The sequence below is a fragment of the Pseudomonas sp. GWSMS-1 genome (assembly GCF_049847425.1).
Classification (GTDB): Bacteria; Pseudomonadota; Gammaproteobacteria; order Pseudomonadales; family Pseudomonadaceae; genus Aquipseudomonas.
The window spans coordinates 947,254-967,897 of record NZ_JBMHHV010000005.1 but is presented as its reverse complement, the minus strand read 5'-3'; the positions used below and the strand labels follow the sequence as shown (position 1 = coordinate 967,897).

The window sequence follows — 20,644 nt, the reverse complement described above, 5'->3', positions numbered from 1 at the left end:
AACCATAGTGCCAATTCAAACGGTCGTATAAAAAATAGCCACGCACAGAGATAGAACCAAGCAACCGAACTGTGACTGTTCATTCAGCAAACAAATAAAGCGATACACTCGCGCAGATAGCATCTTTTGTCCTACGATCTGGCGCGTTTTGCCACTCAAGCCCGAAATAGAGCGCCCAAAGCGTTCAAACAATTCAGCCAGGGTCAAGCCATGCAGCCAATAAAAGCGGCGTAAGCGGTGGCTAGAATTAGATGGGTAACAGATAAGTGTTACCCGCTTAGACCGAGTAACACTTTCACGCTGCCAATAAGGCCTGAAACAAGACCTTGCGAGCCGATGCATTGCACATGGCTCACAGGATCGACCTTTAGTATTAGTCCGACGACTCAAAAACAGTCGAGATATGGCCGCTCACGTTTAATTGGGCGGCGCGTGGTTGCATAAATTACGCCACAGCGATTAATCCGCCAGACTCTTGCTGACCACTTCATAGACATCACTGGACAGGTCGCCCGAGGCCAGAATGCGTTGCAGTTCAGCCTTCATTTGGGCCTGACGGGCACTGCCATATTTAGCCCAGCGGGTCACTGGGGCCAGCAAGCGCGAGGCAATCTGCGGGTTGAGGGCATTGAGGGTGATCACCTGATCAGCCAGGAAGCGGTAGCCACTGCCGTCGGCCTGGTGGAAGCCCAGCAAGTTCTGCCCAGCAAAGGCGCCGATCACGGCACGCACCTTGTTAGGGTTCTTCAGGGTAAACGCCGGGTGCTGCATCAACTGCTCAACGCGCTGCAGCGCGCCTGGCAAGGCGCAGGCAGCCTGCACGCTGAACCACTGATCCATCACCAGCGGATTGTCTTTGAAGTGGTCGGCAAAACTGGCCAGCGATGCGGCCTTCTCAGCCTCAAACGGCGAATTGACCAGTACGGCCAAGGCTGCCAGGCGCTCGGTCATATTGTCGGCGTTTTCAAACTGCTCCAGACAGGCCGCCAGCACCTCAGTGTTACCGCTCAGCATCAGGTAGGACAGCGCAATGTTCTGCAGGCTCCGTCGGGCAAAGTGCTCGGCCTCGGCCACATAGGCGCTATTGCGGGACACTTCACGGTTAGCCTGATAACGCTGCCACAGCAGATCAAACAGTGCATCGGCGAGCTGCTGGCGAGCAAATTCTCGGGCCGCATGGATGGCCTCGACATCGGCCACTTCACTGATTTGAGTCAAATACGCCTCGCCTGGCAGCGAGAGCATCTCGGCGACCATGGCTTGATCCAGCGAGTCTTCCGCCAACAGGGTACGGAAGGCCGCGACCAGGCGCTGATCAAGCAGCAATGGCTCGCCGCGTTGATGCTGACCGATCAGCTCCTGCAGCACCTGCACGGATAATTGCTGCCCGGCCTCCCAGCGATTAAAACCATCACTGTCGTGCTGCATCAGGAACATCAATTGATCGCGACTGTAGGGGAAGCTCAGCTTGATCGGCGCTGAGAAACCACGCAGCAACGACGGCAGCGGCTTTTCCGCCACATTGATAAAGGTGAACGCCTGTTCGGCTTCGCTTACCTGCAGTACGCGCGCCCCCGCTACGGCGGCATCTTCACCCACCAATTGCAGCGGCAACTCATGCCCTTGGGCATCGAGCAACGCCAACTCAACAGGGATCACAAAAGGCAGCTTCTGCGCCTGGCCCGGCGTCGCTGGGCAGCTTTGGCGGAACGCCAGACGGTAGCTGTTGGCGGCCGCGTCATAGCTTTCGCTGACTTCAAGATGCGGCGTACCGGCCTGGCTGTACCAGCGCTTGAACTGGGTCAGGTCGATGCCATTGGCCTCTTCCATCGCGCGGATAAAATCATCACAGGTCACAGCCTGGCCATCATGGCGCTCGAAATACAGATCACTGCCTTTGCGGAAGCCCTCGGCACCGACCAGGGTGCGGATCATGCGCACCACTTCCGAACCCTTTTCATACACGGTGAGGGTGTAGAAGTTGGAAATCTCCATAAAAGCATCCGGGCGCACCGGATGGGCCATCGGACCGGCATCTTCGGCGAACTGATGGGTACGCAGGTAGGCTACGTCTTCAATGCGTTTGACGGTGCGCGAGTGCATGTCGGCGCTGAACTCGGCATCGCGGAACACGGTGAAACCTTCCTTGAGCGACAGCTGGAACCAATCGCGACAGGTCACGCGGTTGCCCGACCAATTGTGGAAGTACTCGTGCGCAACCACCGCTTCGACGCGCTGGTGCGCGGCATCGGTGGCGGTTTCGGCCTTGGCCAGTACACAACTGGAGTTGAAGATATTCAGGCCCTTGTTTTCCATGGCGCCCATATTGAAGTCGTTAACCGCAACGATCATGAAGATGTCGAGGTCGTACTCACGGCCATAGACCTCTTCATCCCACTTCATGGACTTCTTAAGGCTGTCCATGGCGTGCTGGCATTTGTCGATATTTTCCGGCTCGACATAGATGCGCAGCGCCACCTCGCGCTCGCTCATGGTGGTGAAACTGTCTTCCACACACCAGAGATCACCCGCCACCAGCGCAAATAGGTAAGCCGGCTTCATAAACGGATCTTCCCAGGTCGCCCAATGCCGACCATCGCCCTCGTTACCGCTGGCAATCGGGTTGCCGTTGGACAGCAGCACTGGGTAGCTGTGCTGCTCCGCACTCAGAGTGGTGGTGAACTTGCTCATCACATCTGGGCGGTCAAGGTAGTAGGTGATCTTGCGAAAGCCCTCAGCCTCGCACTGGGTGCAGAACATGCCACTGGATTTGTACAGGCCTTCCAGGGCGGTGTTGCTTTCGGGGTGGATGCGCACGCTGCTGTCGATCACGAAGCTCGCAGCGGTTGGCTGCAGGGTCAGGTGACTGTCACTAAGCTGGTAATCAGCGGCACTCAGTTCGCGGTCATCCAGCACCAGCGACAGCAGTTCCAGCTGCTGACCGTCCAGCACCAGCGGCGGTAAGCCGCTGCCGGCCGCAGGATTACGCCGCATCACCAGCTGCGCGTGCACCAGAGTGTGGTCCTCGAACAACTCGAAGGCCAGGTGCGTTTCATCGATCAGATAATCCGGAACCTGGTAATCCTTGAGGTAAATCATCTTCGGCTGTTCGGTGCGCATGGCGTATGGCCCTTTATCTACGGCGCGCGGGCGCCGGATTGGCGAATGGAAAACTCAGACGGCCAGTTCGTGGACGGCGAGCTGATAAGCGGTGTACTTACGAATATTGATCACGCCGGTGTCGAACATCAGGTACTGGCCCTTGATGCCCAGCAGCGTGCCCTCGGCCAGCGGATTCTTGTCCAGATTGAAACTGGTGATCTTGGCCGGGTAGCCCTCAATCGGATAGGCAATCTGCACCACGGGCTGATCACTGAGCGGCTGAATGGCCTGAATACCAAAGCGCTGCTGCAATTCGGTCAAGCCGCTGCTGCAACTGGCAAACAGCTGCTCGCGCACGGCGACAAGGTCGACTGGCGCCGCATCACCTTTGAGCAGTGCGCGCCAGTTGGTTTTGTCCGCCACCTGGCTGCGCAGTAGGTCTTCAACAAAGCCGGACTGCTGGCGAGTGGCGACGCGCAAAATCGGCAGCGCTTGGCTGGCGCCCTGATCGATCCAGCGGGTGGGGATTTGCGTGGCGCGGGTAATACCGACTTTCACTCCAGAAGAGTTGGCCAGATAGACCACGTGATCGGTCATGCAAAACTGCTCGCCCCAACTCGGTTCGCGACAGGTGCCGGCATCATAGTGGCAACGCTCGGGGCTCATGATGCAGATATCGCACTGCGCCAGTTTCTGCATACAGGGGTAGCAATAGCCCTGGCTGTAACTGCTTTTAGTCTTGCGCCCACAATGACTGCAGTGGATCGCGCCGAGGAATTCCAGGCGCAGGGTTTTACCGATCAGCGGATTAACTGGCAAAAGCTCATCGCCCAGGCGAAAGCTGTACTGCACCGGCGCATCCAATTGTGCAGCCATTTTGCTCAGGGCACCGCGGGCTAACTCGCTCATCAGTGCAGGGTATCCGAGGACTTGAACAACAGATTGGGCACTGGCGCGGATTTCGAGCTGCATTCCTGCGGGCCCATATAACCGATGCGCTCTTCTTCCGGCAGGTTTTGGCTTTCCCAGGCGATCAGCGCCTGCAGCGTCAGTTCTTTCTGCTCTTGGGTCAGCTTGCGGCCATCCGGCCATTTGCCGATTTCCACAGCCAGCTTGAGGCTCTGATAAATCTCAGGGGTGATGTTTTCAATCGCTTCAATAAAAGACGACATGACGCCTCCAAATGCAAAGTGGCAGTTTACCAGCCTGATGAATAACTAACTGTGTTGCCGGCGCGCCAGCACACCGCCGAGCAGCCCGGTCAGGCAACCGGCCAGCAGGCCACCGACGTGCGCGGCATTGGCAATCGCGCCGAATTGCAGCAACTCGAAGATTCCGGTCATGCAGATCAGCAGCCAGGCCAGCATCATCACCAGCACACCAGGTGGTAGCCGATAGGCATTGCAAGGGGCTAGGCGCTGGAAGATCCAGCAATGCCCAAGCAGGCCGTAAAGCACACCCGAGAGACCGCCAAACACTGAGGGACCGGCGTGCAGGTATTGCGCAACGTTAGCCGCCAGGCTGAATAACAGGGTCAGCCCAAGCAACATCCAGGGCCCCTGACGCCCTTCGAGCCGCCGGCCTAGCTCCCAATACCACAGGGTATTCATCGCCAGATGGAGAATACCGAAGTGAATCAGCATCGGCGTCAACAGCCGCCACCACTGGCCACTGGCCAAGGTCCCGTTGAAGTAGTCGAAATAGATGTAATCGCCCTGCACGCGGTAATCGACAAAACTCAGCCAGCTCACTGCAGCCAGGTTATCGCCGAGCAACGTCAAGGCCGCAACGATAAAGGTCAGTAACAGCACAGCAGCGGTCATACGGCTGGCGCGCAGCTGCTGGATAAAACTCGCCGAGGTATTGGCTGCACGCGGCGGCGGATCAAGCGTGACAGCGGCGTCCCCCAGCGGATAACGCGCATAGAGCGCACATACCTGTTCGGCCAATTGCTCGTCAGGCACCCAGAGCACCTGCTCACCCGCCTCTTCCGCGACCCGGTGCGGCACCTGCAACCGCTGCAGCAAGCCGATAAAGCCGCTCAAGTCGACCTGTTCGGGTAAACGCATCGCCGCGACGCCACTCATGGTCGCGCCTCCGGGCTGTCAACATCGACCCAAACAAATTTATTGGGATCCAAGCGCACCTCCTGATCAAGTCGATAGGCGACCATCTTGCCGTTGAGGACGGCGCTGTAATCCAGACAGGCCAGGTTGCTGCGAATCGGCGCAGGTTTGCCGCTGCGCCAGTAGTGGCCAACAAACAACAACGGCTGATCTGCCCCGTACTTGAGCAACTCGGTCTTCTGCGACTCGCTGAGCGGCATCTGCGCCGCCAATTCCGGCAAGGCATCGGGCTGAAAGACGATATCGCCGTAGGTTTGCGGGTCTTCTTCCCAGAACTTGGTGCGAAAGTGCGCGCGGGTAAAACCGTCATCACTGGTCAGGGTCATGCCGTGTGGCAGACGCATGTCGGTGCCCCGCAGCAAACGATCAAACGCAGTATTGGCAAAACTGCCATGCACCGCGGCGGCCTGCAGAAAATGCTCATCAATGCAGCCATCGGCAAACTGCGCACGCAGTGGCTCGATCAGGCTGGCGTCCCAGCAGGCATGCACCACGCGAAAAAACCCCGCATCAATAAACAGCGGTAACTCATAGAACCAGTCGAGAAACGACTGCCACTCAGCGGGGTATGCCTCGAACTGTTCGAGGGTTTCCTTGATCAGCCGGGCATGCCGCGGCGTGTGCTCACGGACGAACTGCTGGCCACTGCCGGGCGCGGCTGGTGTGCTCCAAGCCAACGCATTGAACTCATGGTTGCCCATGATGCACAGCGCCTGACCGGCCGCGACCATGTCACGCACCAGGTGCAAGGCCTCGCGGATGCGCGGACCACGGTCAACCAAGTCGCCGAGAAAAATCGCCATACGCTGTGGATGACGCCAAACACCCGCCTGCTGCCGATAGCCCAGGGTCGTCAGGAGATGCTCCAGGGTTTTCGCGCAGCCATGAATATCGCCGATCAAATCGTAACCACGCGCAGGATCGAGGTGCATTAATCACCCCCGCCGAGCCGGCTACCCCAGCCCAGTTTGTTGCGGCAGACCTCATAGAAGTTGTGGTCGAGCGGGTGAATCAGACGCAGCTTCTGCGGCCGTTTGGCCACGGTGATGGTGTCGCCCGGGGCGCAGGTGAAGTGGTTTTGCCCGTCGCAGGAGATCAGTGGATAAATCTGCAAATCCTTGGACACGACGATTTTCAGCTCGCTGTTACCGTCCACCACGATTGGCCGGCTAGACAACGTATGCGGGTACATCGGCACGATCACGATGGCATCCAGCTTGGGGTGCATGATCGGCCCGCCCGCAGACAACGCATAGGCCGTCGAGCCGGTCGGCGTCGCGACAATCAGGCCGTCAGCCTTTTGGCTAAGGACGAACTGGCCGTCGATATACAGCTCAAACTCGATCATCCGCGTCGACTTACCGGGATGCAGCACCACGTCATTGAGTGCATCACCCTGACCGATGGCTTCGCCATGACGGCGTACTTCGGATTGAAGCAGAAAGCGATTCTCCGTCAGGTAGTGCCCTTCGAGCACCTGCGCGACCTTCACCTCCAGCTCATCGGGGCGAATATCGGTGAGAAAGCCCAAGCTGCCACGGTTTACCCCCAGCACCGGCACCTTGTGCCGCGCCAGCGCGCGCGCCGCACCAAGCATGCTGCCGTCACCGCCAACCACAATCACCAGATCGCAGATTTCCCCAAGAATCTTCCGCGAGGAAGTCTGCAGGCCATGACCGGGTAGCACTTCGGCAATGATGTCTTCGAGAATCACATGCAGGTGACGAGCGAGCAGAAATTTCTTCAGCCGGCGAATGGTATCCAGCACCTGGGTGCTGCCCAGCCGACCGATGATGCCAATATTACGAAATTGCTCCATGGGGCTCCCGCCAGGCTCTATCTAATGGCTCGGATTATGGGCGAAAGGCTATGGCAGCAGCAAACCGTTGACCGGCTCTGCGCTATGCTCGCAGCATGATGCCCTTCCCTTCGCTCACCGAGTTGCCCACGCACCTACGCCAACCTGCCGTCCGTGATCTGGCGTGGGCGCTGCTTTCGCCACCGCTGCTGGCAGACTCGCCCTGGCCACAGCGCCACCCGCTAAGGGCCAGCAGCTGGAGCCAGCACCCCGAAAAACTGGCTGACTGGTTAATGAGCCTGGATGCCGACAGCCATGCACTGCAGCAGTGGCTAAGCCAACACTCGGTGCGCCGTTTGGGGCTGTACTACGAACGCCTCTGGCAGTTTGCCCTGCACGCTGCGCCCGACGTTGAGGTGCTGGCCGCCAACCTGCCCATCCGCCTGCACGGCCATACCCTGGGTGAGCTGGATATGTTGCTGCGTGATGACGAAGGTGTGCATCACTTGGAACTGGCCATCAAGCTGTACCTGGGCCAACCGCATTGCAGCGGCGCTGACCCTGCCCATTGGCTCGGCCCTGGCAGTCACGACCGCCTGGACATCAAACTGACACATTTGGGTCAGCACCAGTTGCCGCTTTCATCACGGGCTGAAGCCCTACAGAGACTGGCTGAGCTGGATATTCAGCAACCCCAGGCGGCGCTCTGGCTGGCCGGGTACCTGTTTCGCCCTTGGCAGCAAGCCTATGCCGCACCGGACGGAGAGAACCCTGCGCACTTGCGTGGCCGCTGGCTGCATCGCGCAGACTGGGCACACTTTGCCAGGCAGCACCCAGGTCACTGGCAACCACTGCCACGCCAGGCTTGGCTAGCCCCCGCACGTATTGAGGAAGAGCACCTGTGGACGTGTGGGCAACTCACGCACTGGCTGGCGGCATTGCCCAACGATGCCAATGCGCAGTTGCTTGCGCACTTGATTGAAGACCCACAACAGCACTGCTGGCGGGAAGCCGAGCGGGTGTTTCTGGTGAATGATCAATGGCCGGCGCAGGCCACTGAATAAATCACCCGCAGCTTATAGACTGCGCTCTGTGCGACCACCCGAGCGCGCCAAATAGCCCGAGCCACTTTCACACAACAACGCATCTCGCTGCACAGCCGGCAAGGCATCCACACCCTCGCGCAGGGCATAGGCGCTGTAGCCCAACTGTGAAAGCAAAAACACTGCACTGGCACTGCGCTTGCCACTGTCGCAATAACACAGGTAAGTGCGCGCTTTATCCAGCAAGCGGGCTTTCAGACGCAGCAGTTGCAAAGGCATGTTCAATGACTGCAAGGCATGAGCGCGCTCATATTCCTCTTGCAAGCGCACATCCAGCCACTGCGCACCACCGGCCAGCAGCCGCGAAGCTTCGCCGAGCGACACCTCGTTTACCACTGGCGCTTTTAGCAGGGCGAAAAAATCTTGGCGATCCAGGCGCAGCACCACACCGTCTTCCAGCATGGTCACCGTGGCATTGCGCGGGCTGTCAGCCAACAAGGCTTCCTCACCAAAGCAGGCGCCAACCTCCAGCTCAGCCAATACCTGCTGCGCGCTACCCGCACCGCGAATCACCTCAGCCCGGCCGCTGTTCAGAAAGTAGCAGCTGTCGCCGACATCACCTTCCTGCAGCACGGTACTGCCGGCAGCCACCTCAACCCGCTGCAACCGCTCAAGCATGGCGCGCACGTTGGACGGTGGCACCTTGGCAAACAGCGGGTTCTCCAGCAGGCGCTCCAGCCACTCTACATCCTCATGGCTGTGCCCCAACTCCAGCAGCAGATCCTGATAAGCCAAGCGCCAGGTCAGTAAGCGATTGAGGGTGCTGGTATCCAGCGCCAGCACGCTGGCATCAGTCAACGCACGCGCCTCATGCAAACGCGGCAAGCTCGGCGACAGCGGGTGGCAACTGACCTCACTGCCTGCGTATATACGTTGCGCCTGACCATCGGCAGATTGCAGCAGCAACTCACCCGCCAGCAGGTAATAGGTCAAACGCGCCTGATCCCCCGGGCGAAACAACAATTGCCCCGCCAGCAACGGCTGCGGAACCAGTTGCCCACGCAATTCCCGCCACTGCTGTTCAGACAGCACATTGAGTGGCGTCAGGCTGCGTAACTGTTCGGGGTTAAGGGCTTCGCTCATGGCATATCCAGCTCCGCTGGTGAAAGTCAGTGTAGCCACGTTACGCCTGTGGGTGCTGCAACAACGCCGCCGCACGGCCTTGCAGGCCGCCGGTATGAACAAACACCAGGCGACTACCGCGAGCAAAGTAACCGGCCTCAACCTGCTGGCGCAACGCCATTAAGGCTTTGGCGGTATAGAGCGGTTCCAGTGGCACCCCGCTTTCTGCCTCCGCGGCCTGCATAAAACCAAGCAACTCGGCATCCACCTTGGCAAATCCACCGCGGCAGGCGGCATGCAACTGATAAGGCCCAACCGGCATCCTGGCAGCCTGGACAATCGCCTGCACCTGCTGCTCGACACCATGGTCGGCTGGCACGGCTAACGCCGCGTGCACTGGATGCGCGGCCGCTTCACCTAACAGCAGGCCTGCCAACGTGGTGCCAGTGCCAGCCGCTAGCCACCAAGCGTCATAATCGTCCCACCCCAGGTTTGTCAGTTGCTCGCGCACCTGCGACACCAAACACATGCAACCCAATGCGCCCGGCAATCCACCACCGCCCTCAGGCACCGGATAAAACACGGGGTAATCCGCCAACCAGGGCAACCAGAACTCGGGAGCATGACGGGCTCGATAGCCGGCATAACCCAGCCAATGCAACTGCATGCCAAAAGCCTGCAAATCGGCCACAGTCGGCGTCTGCTGCGGATGGCCGCGCAATAACCCGACGGTCCGGAAGTTGAAGCGCTTACCGGCAGCCGCCAGGGCGTGTAAATGATTGGAGTGCGCACCACCCAGGCTGATCACGCCGGCGGCATCACTGTCTTGCGCGGCACGCAAGTGATGGGAGAGCTTGAACCACTTATTACCGCTAATCAGCGGATCAAGCAGATCCAGGCGCAACACCGCCAACTCAACTCCGGCGGCAATCGACCACTCCAGCCGCAAGGTTTGCAAAGGGGCACGTGGCGCCCAATCAGGCAGGACAATAGGCAAGGTTAACTAACAGTCCGCAAACGGCTACTGGCCTTGTGCCGTGCACAGCAATTGGACTCCGCCAGGGTAAACCGGCTGGGCGTATCGATGCGATCGATCGGGATGGCGCAACGCTCGCCACTGGGCAGCAAGGCCTCGCAACTCGGCTGCTGGTAATGCGCCAGCCAGTGGCGGTACTGCTCTTCACTGACAAAGCATTTGGCGGCCGCGTAAGCCTGTGGGTTGTCTTGGTATGCACTGATGTCTTGCAAGGGAATGGTCAGATGACCAGCACCTGGGTGGTACACCACAAAGACCACGCCGAGTTTGGCTAAGCGCTCGAGAATCTGATCACCACCTTGGCTGGCCAAATCCGCGTAGGCGCGCTTGAGGCGGTTGATTTCCTGCAGCGCCTGGGTGTCTTGCTCACTGCGATAGGCCAGCTCAACATCGCGAATGGCAATTTGCTCTTTGTACTCGGCTACCGCAGAGGCAATCTTGGCCTGCATCTCACCTTCGTATTGCGCACGCAGGCTGTCGCTTTCACTGCGCCCATCATGCTCCAGCGCACGCAGCTGCTCGGTCATGTCTTCTCGGGCAGTTTGGAAGCTCGCCGCCTGCGCCGCCAGCTGAGCCTTCAACGCAGCATTGTGTTCTTCCTGCTGACGCAGCGCCTGGTGCAAGCCATGGATCTGCGCCTGCAAATTCTTGCTCTGTTCCTCGCTGGCCAACTTGAACTTGGCCAGTTCTTCCTCATGCTGCTGGCTGAGGCTGCTGATGCGCAATCGCTGCTGTTTGATCAGTTGCGCGGCTTTCAGGCGCTGTTCGTGATCAAGCTTGTGGCTGGCCTTGGCGGTTTCTTCCTGACCCGGATCAGGGGCGTACCACTTGTCCTCCGAGGCCATTTGTAGGCGCTCGGGCGCGACCGCTTGAGCGCTCTCATCTTCGACCAGCAAACCCAGGCTGTTGCGTTTAACCGCATCGCGCAGCAGCACCAAATCATTATTACCAGGGCTCAGGCCGGGGTCCCAGAGATGCATCTGGTGCCAGGAGACAGGACACTGGCTGCGGCAGGCCAGGCGAATTGGCCCGGCGCCTAGATCAGGACCACGTCCAGCGCGCTCAGCCAATGCCTGCAAGGGAATATTCCAGCCGGAGTCGGGCGCGCCTTTTTCATCAAAATCCAGGTAGAAGAACACCAGCGCTTTAATCAACAGGCGTGGGTTGATCAGCATGTAAGCTACGCGCATCTGCTGGTCGGCGAACTCGGGCATATTCACTACGCCATCGAGTAAGGCCTCAAATTCGGGGAAAAACATTTGCTTGCCGATGCCGCCGCGTTCACTAAAGAACATAACGGCCTCAACCATCTGCGGCTTGTTCTGCATGCTCATTGGTTTTCCCCTAGGCCGAGACGGGCGCTCCGCTCAGCGCGCGACATATCTTGCCTATGCTGCGCAAAAAATGGCACACATAGCAAGACTGCCAACTTTCTGACGAGTTAAGCAAAGCCTGCGTTTAAGGCGCTATACCCTTGCTTGTACAAGTTTAGGGGAAAACCCAAGCCCAGCAATGTGACTGGGTTGGCAGTCGACCTGCCAACCCGCCGTAAAAACGGGCCTACAGGGCGAAACTGTGATGGGCTTGGTGCAACGCTTCAGGCTTTTGCAGCCGCCAGAAAAGGCGCCAGACGCCGCCCCACCTCATCACCCAAGGCTTTCAGGCCGCTCATAGGGCGAATCATCACCTCGAATTCAATGATCTTGCCAGCTTCATCGAAGCGGATCATGTCGATGCCTTTGAGTTCACGCTCGCCCACCTTAGCACTGAACTCCAGCACCACACTGAGGCCATCGGCGCTGACCAGCTCGCGGTGGTAGGCAAAATCGATAAACACCTTGCTCACGGTATTGAGAATCAGCGATACCACCGGAGCACCAACATACGGTTTGTATGCCATGGGCGAGCGAAACACCGCTTGCGGATGAAGCAACGCAGGTAATCCGCCAAGATCATTTTTCTGCATCAAAGCATGCCACTGATCAAGCGTGGCGGCGGCTTCTGCCTGCAGTTGAGTGCTATGAGACACGGGCTTCTCCTTGTTTTGTGAGCCACATACAAAACGCCCCGCACAAGGCGGGGCGTTCAGCGCTTAGAGTTCGGCGGCGAGACGCGAGCCCTGGTTGATTGCCCGTTTAGCATCCAGCTCACTGGCCACATCAGCCCCGCCGATCAGGTGTACGTTCTGCCCGGCAGCCACGAGGGCGTCCTGTAGCTCGCGCAACGGGTCCTGGCCGGCGCAAACGATAATGGTATCGACAGGCAGTACCTGCGGCTCGCCACCGGCGACACTGATATGCAGGCCAGCGTCGTCGACCTTGAGGTATTCGACCGCGTTGAGCATCTGCACGTTCTTGTTCTTCAGGCCGGTGCGGTGGATCCAACCGGTGGTTTTACCCAGGCCGTCACCCACCTTGGTTTTCTTGCGCTGCAACAAGAACACCTCACGCGCCGCCGGGTGCGGATGCGCCTGAATGCCCGCCACGCCTCCACGCGCTTCCAGCGCCGCATCAATACCCCACTCTTTCCAGAACTCCTCGCGATTTAGGCTGGTGGCCTCGCCCTGGTGCGTAATGAACTCAGACACATCGAAGCCGATACCGCCCGCACCAATCACTGCAACTTTCTGCCCCACCGGCTTGCGCTCAAGGATGGCGTCCAGGTAGGTGATCACTTTGGCGTTGTCGATACCCTCGATGGCCGGCGTACGCGGAGCAATACCGGTGGCCAGAATGATTTCGTCATAACCGCCCTTGGCCAGCTCATCCGCCGACACACGGGTGTTCAAGCGCAGGTCAACGCCAGTGGTTTCCAGCTTGCGCTTGAAGTAACGCAGGGTTTCGAAGAACTCTTCTTTGCCCGGCACGCGCTTGGCCACATTGAATTGGCCGCCGATTTCGCTGGCCGAGTCGAACAGGGTCACGCTGTGGCCACGTTCAGCGGCCACGGTGGCGGCCGACAGCCCGGCCGGACCCGCACCGACCACGGCAATCTTCTTCACTGCGGCAGTCGGGATGTAGTTCAGTTCAGTTTCGTGACAGGCGCGCGGGTTAACCAGGCAGCTGGTCAGCTTGCCGCCGAAGGTGTGATCGAGGCAGGCCTGGTTGCAGCCAATGCAGGTGTTGATTTCATCGCCGCGGCCTTCGGCAGCTTTGTTAACGAAGTCCGGGTCAGCGAGGAACGGACGCGCCATTGAGACCATGTCAGCATCGCCTTCGGCCAGTACTTGCTCGGCGATCTCTGGGGTATTGATGCGGTTGGTGGTGATCAGCGGGATATTCACCTCACCGCGCAGCTTGGCGGTGACCTTGGTGAAAGCCGCACGCGGTACCTTGGTGGCGATGGTGGGGATACGCGCTTCGTGCCAGCCGATCCCGGTATTGATCAGGGTCGCACCGGCTTTTTCGATAGCCTTGGCCAGAAGGACGATTTCATCCCAAGTGCTGCCACCTTCAACCAGGTCGAGCATCGACAGGCGATAGATGATGATGAAATTCGGGCCAACAGCCTCACGCACACGGCGGACGATTTCCACCGGCAGGCGCATACGGTTTTCGTAGCTGCCGCCCCAGCGGTCGTTACGGTGGTTGGTGTGAGCGGCGAGGAACTGGTTAATGAAATACCCTTCAGAACCCATGATTTCGACGCCGTCGTATTCGGCCTGCTGGGCCAACACGGAGCAGTTGATAAAGTCCTGGATCTGCTTCTCGATGCCTTCTTCGTCCAGCTCTTTTGGCTTGAACGGGTTGATCGGCGCCTGAATCGCGCTTGGTGCGACCGACTTCGGGCTATAGGCATAACGACCGGCATGGAGGATCTGCATGCAGATCTTGCCGTCCGCTGCGTGCACGGCACGGGTGACGATCTTGTGCTTTTCCGCCTCTTCCGGGGTGGTCAGCTTGGCTGCACCGGAGTAAACGCCACCCTCATCGTTAGGGCCAATACCACCGGTCACCATCAAACCAACACCGCCACGAGCGCGCTCGGCGAAGTAGGCGGCCATGCGCTCAAAGCCGTTGGGCTTTTCTTCCAACCCGGTGTGCATGGAGCCCATCAAGGTGCGGTTCTTCAGGGTGGTGAAGCCCAGATCGAGCGGGGCCAGCAGGTGCGGGTAGAGAGCGGTCATGAAAATCTCCAAATCAAACAGAGGCATTACACGGATGCCGCTACCTCTTAGTGGGTCGCGGTCGATATGGTCTAGACGATAATCAGCCGAGGCGAACGGCTCAATGACCCAAAGTGACAACCTACTGATCAAAAAGAGCAGCGCCACTTGGCAAACACCCTGCACCTACCTACCCTGACGCCTGATCTAAACGCTCAACAGCGTCTGAGCCAGGTTGGATAGCCTCGACATGATGAAAAACACGCGTGTCAAACTCGGCGACTTGTCGGTTGGTTTTGTCGGCAGCCTGGCGGACGCCATGCGCCATTGCGCTCAGGACCCTCAGCCGCTGCTCGACAGTTACGGCTTGGATGCGGCGCGCCTGGCCGAGCCACGCGCACGGCTATCGATCCCGCGCTATATGCGCCTGGGCCATGCGGCTATTCAGCAATGCTCGCAGCCAGGGCTGGGGCTGCTTATGGGGCAAACCAGCCGCCTCAGCCAACTCGGCCTGGCCGGCGTCACCGCCATGCAGGCCCCCACCGTACGCGAAGCAGCGCGCGCACTGATCCGTTTCGAGCCGCTGTATGCCAGTAACTACCGCGGACAATCCAGCCTGCTTGAAGACGCCCGTGGCGCGTGGCTCCGCTTCTACTCGATCAGCCCGTATAACGCCTATAACCGCTTTGTCGTCGACTCCGTGCTGGCCAGCTGGGCGCAACAACTGAGCAAGCTCGCACAACAGAGCCTGGCCGTAGAAAAAGTGCAGATCGAATTCCCCGCCCCCGACTACGCAGTGCAGTACGCCGAGTTGCTTGCCTGCCCGGTGGAGTTTGCCTGCGAGCACAATCAGCTGCGCCTGAATCAGCAGAGCCTGAACCTGCGCAACCCTGAACACTGCCCAAGCACCTGGCGGCACCTGTTGGAAATCTGCGAAGGGGAACTGCAGCAGCTGACTCGTACGCGCAGCCTACGTGAGCGCATCACCCAGCTGCTCGGCCCTCTGCTGCATGGCCACGAGCCAGACTTGGCGGAAGTCGCCGCGCGCTTGCAGTTACCCACCTGGACCCTGCGGCGCAAGCTGGCCGAGGAAGGCACACAGTTTCGCAGCATCCTTAACGACACCCGCCGCGACCTGGCCATGGCGTATATCCGCGACACCGAACTGGCTTTCGGTGAAATCGCCTACCTGCTTGGCTTTGCCTCGGCCGAAGCCTTCCAGCGCGCCTTCAAGCGCTGGAACCAGCAAACCCCAGGCGAGTATCGCCGCGCGCAGCGCAGAGCACTCTAATACCCCTAGAGCTCAGTGGCGTCTTCGTCACCTGCCGGCACGTCCAGCTCGGTGGCACGGGCTTCTAGCAACTCTTCTTGATATTCATCCATTGCCTGTTCTCCCACTCAATACGTCAGCGACGGCTTAGCTACACAGCACATGCCCATCAAGCTAGAGGAGAAAGATGAATACAAGATGACAGGTTGTCGCGCAGCAACCCTCAGCGCGAGCGCAAAAATCGCAGTCAATAAAAAACCCGCTGATATCGCTATCAGCGGGCTTCCTATATGGCGCAGCGGACGGGACTCGAACCCGCGACCCCCGGCGTGACAGGCCGGTATTCTAACCGACTGAACTACCGCTGCATGTCGGTGGACTTTCGTCCATGTAACGCTTGCTTCATCTGACGAATCAGCCTTTGAGGCTTTTTCATCTCAACCCAAGCGAACTCAGGCTGGAAAATATGGCGCAGCGGACGGGACTCGAACCCGCGACCCCCGGCGTGACAGGCCGGTATTCTAACCGACTGAACTACCGCTGCGCGTCGGTGGACTTTCGTCCGGTAAACTTCTCGGCAAGTGGTGGGTGATGACGGGATCGAACCGCCGACCCGCTGCTTGTAAGGCAGCTGCTCTCCCAGCTGAGCTAATCACCCTTGGCCTTGCGAGGTGGCGAAATTTACGCAAGGGCCGAACCTAAGTCAATACCCTGCTTCAAGTTTTTCTAAAAAAGTGGAAAAAACACTGCCCCTCGCCAACACACCAAACAGCGCCCTTCGCCAATAGGCCGCAGGCCGATCCGCTACTGCGTAATGCGCAGACTTAACCGAGCCGCCACTTTGTTATCGTCCGCCCGGTCCAGCCCGGCTTCGGTAATTTGTACGCCCTGCTCCTGCAGCACGCCAAACCACCCCAGCAACAGAGCAAAAGGAGCAGGTTGCAGGTTGAGCTGCAAGGCGCCATCGCCGGCATTGTCGAGCCGCTCAATCGTCAGCCCACGCGTCGCCGCCGTAGCCGTGACCATGCCTTGCAGGCGGGCCGGGTCAATGGCCTGCTGCGGACGGCTGGCCAGATGACGCGCCGCAGGCGCCTGCCCTTGCAGATAGACATATAACGCCCGCTGCGTTTCAAACGCGCTACGCGCGCTGACCAAGAGTTGCTGGGCGGGTTGCCAAAGCGTCAGGTACAAGAGCACCAGCAGCAGAAATACGCCCAGGCTGCCGAGCGAAAACTGCTCACGCGGCGCTAGCGCACGCCAGCGCTGCAGCAACTGGGCATTATTCAGCTGCGCGATAAAGCCTTTGTCTTGCTGAACCATGCTCATCCTCCGATCACCACACGCGCGCTCACTCCACTGCCCTCACGGCTGGCAGACCCCAACTGCACCGCCAAACCACCGCCCTCTAAGCGCTCTCGCAAACGCTCTAGCTCGGCGAAACCCGGCGCTTGAACCTGCAGGGCCAGATCACCGCGCGCCTCGCTGAAATCCACCTGACTGATCTGCACCTGCCGGCCCTCGGCTGCCAGCGCCCCACTGACCTGAGCCAGCAGGCCGAGCAGGCGCGTTTGCCCGCCGCCCGCACCGGCCTGCAAGTGCTGATCAAACTGCGCACGCAGGTTGATCAGCTTGCTGTCCTGCGGGAACAGCTCCTTGTACAACGCGGCACTGGCACTGGCGTATTGGTCGGCCTGGCGCTGCAGATGCCAGCTCTGCGCCAGATTAAAGCCCCACTGCAGCACCAGCCATAGTCCTACCAACCCCAACAACGGCCGCCAGCGCTGCCACTGGCCACAGGCCGATTGCCCGGCGAACTCGCCCTGCGCCAGGTTATTGCGCAGCGGCTGCTGAGCCAGCCAAACAAAAGGCTCCGCCACTGCCTTAACCTCATCAATAGGTTGCAGGGGAGACTGCTGAGGGCCGCACCACGCCACCTGCGGCTGCGCGCACAACGGGCTCAGTTGCGGCCAGCTCTGCACCTGCACGGCCATCCGCGCCACATTTTCGCCCCCCAACAGCCAGCGCCCGTGCAACGGCAAGAGCGCAGAACCGGGCCCTGGTAACAAATCAGCATCCACCGCAATCGCCTGGGGCGGCGTGGCACATAGCGCCAACCAGCCAGCCAGCCAGCTACGGCGCACGGCAAACACCCGATGACGGCCATCGGCCAGCTGCTCACCCAGGGCCAAGTGCATCAGTTCAACGTCTTCGGCGAGCAGCTCTTCCACGGCAAACGGCAAGGCTTGGCGCAACCAGCGCGCTTTGCGGGTTGGTAGGTTGACCGCACAGGCAGTCACCGCCTCAACCGGCAAGACCAATACCCAATTACCACCACACTGCGCCTGCGCATCGCTGAACAGCAGGCTATCGCTCACCCCGCCGGCAACTCGCTGCACCAGCAGATCGGCCTGCGCACCCACGCAGGCAGCAGGCGGTAGAAACACATAGGTTTGACTCATGGTTGGACTTCCTCAACGGGCACCAGCGGCATAGCACCCTGCCCCAAATCACGTGCTAAAACATACACCCGCGCATCGCTGGCCCGTTGCAACGTGCTGCGTAAAACCTGTCGGCGCTCACCGACATTGACTTCGCTGAGCACCTGAAAATACTCACTGCCCACGGCAAGCGCCTGGCTTTGTACCTGTAGGCCATTGAGCTGCGCTAAAAAGCTCGGCACATCGCGATAGCCTTCACCACCTCGCGCCGCAACCAAGCCTTGCGCGCGACTCAGCGATAGACCTTCAGCCAAACTGGCCAGCACCCGTGCGCTGGCGGTATTCACATTAAGGGGGGTATTCGCTGGCAAGGTGCTGACATAGGGCTGCAAGCGCTGATAATCCGCTTCGCTCATTTCCAGCAACAGGCGCAGCTCCGATACATCAGTCAATTCACGGTTACCGGCGCGATAGGCAGGCTGTGCCAGCAGGTATTGATTGTCTTCCGCGCCATAACCGCCCGAAGGCTGATCGTCGGCATCTAGCCAATCAAGCAGACGTTCCGCGTAGGGCGCTTCGATCTGCAGCCCCAGCAGCAGACGGCGAAATTGCGCCACCGCCGCTGCGTTGGGCTGCCCTTGGCGCAGCATGCTGTTGAGGTTGAAACGTCCGCTTAGATCGCTGATCTGTACGCGCAACGCGCCGCCCTCCTCCAGAGCAAAAGGCGCACGGGGTTTGGCCCACGCCTCGCCCGGGTAATCCACCGGCGCCCGCGGGTCACCCTCGCGCAAGTCGCGCTGCAGGATGGCTTTGGCCAGGGTTTCGCCCCCCAGGGCGTAATGCCAGGCCTGGCGCACGTGCAACTGATTGGCGCTGCTGCGAATCGATAACTGCTGGCGCGCAATGATTCCAGCGCTGACTACCGTAACCACGGCCACCACCAGCAACACGGTTATTAACGCCATACCGCGCTGCTGGCTCATGGCTGTGGCTCTGCAGGAGGTTCATCGGCTAATTCAGCAGAGCCCTCGGGATTCTGCTGCGCTGCTTGTTGCAGACGCTCAGGCAAGCCTTCAGGCAGGCGCAGTAGCCGGCGCAACTCGCCATAACGGCGATGCTGCAGCACCAGTTCAATGGCTTGCGGCAGAACGATAAGCGCCTCATCGGGCTTTTTGTCCAGCGGCGGCCAATTGCTCTGCCAGATACCCGCTTGGTCCAGGTAACGCAGCTGCAGCTGGGTGACACCGTCCAGCGCCTGCTGAATCTGCGGCTGACTGTCCTGAGCCTGATCCAGCACGCCCCAGTAACGCCGCTGCCATTGCTCACCACTGAGCTGCCAGCGCACCCGCTGCAGGCTTGAACGGGGCTGCCCCAACGGGTTGCGCCAACCATTGCGCGTCAACTCCAAGACCGGGTTTTCAGGGCCGTCGCCCAGCAATGCGGCGCGCGAGTCGCCAAAGGCGTCGCGCACTGGCCGAGCCTGCACCTGCAGCATATCGCGATCGAACGCCGCCATGGCGCGCACCAGCTCACGCAACTGCAGTTCATGACTGCGGGTGACCTTGTCGGTTTGCAGCACGCTGTCGAGCATGCGGTAAGTAGCCAGCCCCAGCAGTGCGAAGATGGCGATGGCGATCAGTAATTCAAGCAAGGTGAAACCGCGCATCGCCCTCATCGCATCACCCCGATAAAGCCATTTAGGCTGACCACGGCACGCTCACGCACACCGCCGGCGGAGCGATCCTGCGCCATCGGTGCCACCCACAACGTGACACGGCGCATATCCGCCTCGCTGGTCGCCTCGACTTCGCTTTGCCATTGCCAACGCCGCCCGGCGAAGGCTACTTCACCCTGCTCACGACCATCCGCCACGGGCTCGCGCGCCAACTGCATTTCACTCAAGCGGTTATCGGCAATCCACATCGCCAGGGTTTTATCCTCCAGGCGGGCGGCGATTTGTAGGCTGCGGGCGGTGGCGGTCAGCACGCTGGCGGCGACCAACGCGAAAATCGCCAGGGCCACCAGCACCTCCAATAACGTGAAACCGCCCAGGCGTTTCATTGATTGCGCCCTGCTGGCTGCAGGACTTCGACCACCGGCAAACGAAAGCCATCGCTGACCAGTTGCAGGCGCAAACCATCGCTACGACGCTCAGCCAAGCGCAGGCGAAATGGGCTTATCTCGCCACTCGACAACAGCAATAGCTGTGGCAGCAGCCCCACCTTAGCGGGTGCATCGCCTGCAGATGACGGCAACGCCAACGCAGCGCCCTCCAGTTCAACGCTCAATTCAGCCCAAACTGGTAATGCATGCGCTTTGCTGCCCAGCGCTTGCCAGGCCTGCTTGAGCGGGTCATAGCGCAGCACTTGATAAGACTCTCGAGCCAGCAACAGCCCGTATTCCTGGTTGTCCAGCACGGCCTCTTCAGCCAGCACGCCGATCAATCCGGCCAGCCGTTCGGCTTCGTTGTGCAGCTCCCGCCCTGGGCCGGCAATGCCCACACTGAGCACCGCCAGACCGATCAGGCTGCCGAGAATCACCAGCACCACCAGCAGCTCGATCAGGGTAAAGCCGCCAAGCCGATTCGGTTGCTGGCACATACGG

19 protein-coding genes and 3 tRNA genes are annotated in these 20,644 nt (G+C 59.9%); 2 read left to right on the top strand and 20 right to left on the bottom strand.

Annotated elements, in window-relative coordinates:
- Positions 1-459 precede the first annotated feature (459 nt).
- From pepN to ACEPAJ_RS07990, 6 genes are read right to left on the bottom strand one after another with little or no spacing between them, the layout of a single operon-like run.
- Complete coding sequence (pepN, locus tag ACEPAJ_RS08015; RefSeq protein ID WP_425914430.1) at positions 460-3,120, bottom strand: aminopeptidase N; 2,661 nt, start codon at positions 3,118-3,120, stop codon at positions 460-462.
- A 54-nt stretch (positions 3,121-3,174) separates the two neighbouring features.
- Entirely contained in the window at positions 3,175-4,011 is an 837-nt protein-coding gene (locus tag ACEPAJ_RS08010; protein WP_425914429.1) for a DUF2797 domain-containing protein, read from the bottom strand.
- Complete coding sequence (locus ACEPAJ_RS08005) at positions 4,011-4,274, bottom strand: YeaC family protein (RefSeq protein WP_274087940.1); 264 nt, start codon at positions 4,272-4,274, stop codon at positions 4,011-4,013. The genes ACEPAJ_RS08010 and ACEPAJ_RS08005 overlap by 1 nt, the downstream gene beginning before the upstream one ends.
- A gap of 45 nt (positions 4,275-4,319) precedes the next feature.
- A complete protein-coding gene (locus ACEPAJ_RS08000; RefSeq protein ID WP_425914428.1) occupies positions 4,320-5,189 on the bottom strand; it encodes a rhomboid family intramembrane serine protease in 870 nt (289 codons plus the stop codon).
- Complete coding sequence (locus ACEPAJ_RS07995; RefSeq protein ID WP_425914427.1) at positions 5,186-6,160, bottom strand: metallophosphoesterase; 975 nt, start codon at positions 6,158-6,160, stop codon at positions 5,186-5,188. Before ACEPAJ_RS07995 ends, ACEPAJ_RS08000 begins: the two co-directional genes overlap by 4 nt.
- Positions 6,160-7,047, bottom strand: a complete 888-nt coding sequence (locus ACEPAJ_RS07990; protein ID WP_425914426.1) for an NAD(+) kinase — start codon at positions 7,045-7,047, stop codon at positions 6,160-6,162. The genes ACEPAJ_RS07995 and ACEPAJ_RS07990 overlap by 1 nt, the downstream gene beginning before the upstream one ends.
- Positions 7,048-7,142: 95 nt before the next feature.
- On the opposite strand from ACEPAJ_RS07990, the gene ACEPAJ_RS07985 reads away from it, so the two are divergent.
- Positions 7,143-8,090: a DUF1853 family protein gene (locus tag ACEPAJ_RS07985; RefSeq protein ID WP_425914425.1), complete on the top strand. Its 948-nt coding sequence runs from the start codon at positions 7,143-7,145 to the stop codon at positions 8,088-8,090.
- Positions 8,091-8,102: 12 nt separating this feature from the next.
- Here the strand turns inward: ACEPAJ_RS07985 and ACEPAJ_RS07980 are convergent, their stop codons facing one another.
- The 5 genes from ACEPAJ_RS07980 to ACEPAJ_RS07960 all read right to left on the bottom strand — a co-directional run bounded on the left by ACEPAJ_RS07980 (position 8,103) and on the right by ACEPAJ_RS07960 (position 14,353).
- Positions 8,103-9,212, bottom strand: coding sequence for a cyclic nucleotide-binding domain-containing protein (locus ACEPAJ_RS07980; RefSeq protein ID WP_425914424.1), 1,110 nt, complete (start codon positions 9,210-9,212; stop codon positions 8,103-8,105).
- A 40-nt stretch (positions 9,213-9,252) separates the two neighbouring features.
- Positions 9,253-10,149 carry a 1-aminocyclopropane-1-carboxylate deaminase/D-cysteine desulfhydrase gene (locus tag ACEPAJ_RS07975; protein WP_425914423.1) on the bottom strand — a complete coding sequence of 299 codons (897 nt, stop codon included), beginning with the start codon at positions 10,147-10,149 and terminating at the stop codon, positions 9,253-9,255.
- Positions 10,150-10,190: 41 nt separating this feature from the next.
- A complete protein-coding gene (locus ACEPAJ_RS07970; RefSeq protein ID WP_425914422.1) occupies positions 10,191-11,561 on the bottom strand; it encodes a chromosome partitioning protein ParA in 1,371 nt (456 codons plus the stop codon).
- A gap of 263 nt (positions 11,562-11,824) precedes the next feature.
- Complete coding sequence (locus tag ACEPAJ_RS07965; RefSeq protein ID WP_425914421.1) at positions 11,825-12,256, bottom strand: nuclear transport factor 2 family protein; 432 nt, start codon at positions 12,254-12,256, stop codon at positions 11,825-11,827.
- A 63-nt stretch (positions 12,257-12,319) separates the two neighbouring features.
- Positions 12,320-14,353 carry an FAD-dependent oxidoreductase gene (locus ACEPAJ_RS07960; RefSeq protein WP_425914420.1) on the bottom strand — a complete coding sequence of 678 codons (2,034 nt, stop codon included), beginning with the start codon at positions 14,351-14,353 and terminating at the stop codon, positions 12,320-12,322.
- 232 nt (positions 14,354-14,585) lie between these two features.
- Here ACEPAJ_RS07960 and ACEPAJ_RS07955 point away from each other — a divergent pair, with 232 nt between their 5' ends.
- Complete coding sequence (locus ACEPAJ_RS07955; protein ID WP_425914419.1) at positions 14,586-15,623, top strand: AraC family transcriptional regulator; 1,038 nt, start codon at positions 14,586-14,588, stop codon at positions 15,621-15,623.
- A 270-nt stretch (positions 15,624-15,893) separates the two neighbouring features.
- On the opposite strand, the gene ACEPAJ_RS07950 is transcribed toward ACEPAJ_RS07955, so the two are convergent.
- From ACEPAJ_RS07950 to gspH, 9 genes are all read right to left on the bottom strand, one after another.
- Positions 15,894-15,970 (bottom strand) — tRNA-Asp (locus ACEPAJ_RS07950).
- Between the two features lie 99 nt (positions 15,971-16,069).
- A tRNA-Asp gene (locus ACEPAJ_RS07945) sits at positions 16,070-16,146 on the bottom strand.
- 38 nt (positions 16,147-16,184) lie between these two features.
- Positions 16,185-16,260, bottom strand: a tRNA-Val gene (locus ACEPAJ_RS07940).
- 146 nt (positions 16,261-16,406) lie between these two features.
- Positions 16,407-16,922 carry a type II secretion system protein M gene (locus ACEPAJ_RS07935; RefSeq protein WP_425914418.1) on the bottom strand — a complete coding sequence of 172 codons (516 nt, stop codon included), beginning with the start codon at positions 16,920-16,922 and terminating at the stop codon, positions 16,407-16,409.
- 2 nt (positions 16,923-16,924) lie between these two features.
- Positions 16,925-18,061 carry a type II secretion system protein GspL gene (gene gspL / locus ACEPAJ_RS07930; RefSeq protein WP_425914417.1) on the bottom strand — a complete coding sequence of 379 codons (1,137 nt, stop codon included), beginning with the start codon at positions 18,059-18,061 and terminating at the stop codon, positions 16,925-16,927.
- On the bottom strand, positions 18,058-19,023 hold the full coding sequence (gspK, locus tag ACEPAJ_RS07925; protein ID WP_425914416.1) for a type II secretion system minor pseudopilin GspK: 966 nt from the start codon (positions 19,021-19,023) through the stop codon (positions 18,058-18,060). The genes gspL and gspK overlap by 4 nt, the downstream gene beginning before the upstream one ends.
- Positions 19,020-19,715, bottom strand: a complete 696-nt coding sequence (gspJ, locus tag ACEPAJ_RS07920; protein ID WP_425914415.1) for a type II secretion system minor pseudopilin GspJ — start codon at positions 19,713-19,715, stop codon at positions 19,020-19,022. Before gspJ ends, gspK begins: the two co-directional genes overlap by 4 nt.
- Entirely contained in the window at positions 19,712-20,101 is a 390-nt protein-coding gene (gene gspI, locus ACEPAJ_RS07915) for a type II secretion system minor pseudopilin GspI (RefSeq protein WP_425914414.1), read from the bottom strand. The genes gspJ and gspI overlap by 4 nt, the downstream gene beginning before the upstream one ends.
- Complete coding sequence (gene gspH / locus ACEPAJ_RS07910) at positions 20,098-20,640, bottom strand: type II secretion system minor pseudopilin GspH (RefSeq protein ID WP_425914413.1); 543 nt, start codon at positions 20,638-20,640, stop codon at positions 20,098-20,100. Before gspH ends, gspI begins: the two co-directional genes overlap by 4 nt.
- Positions 20,641-20,644: the final 4 nt, after the last annotated feature.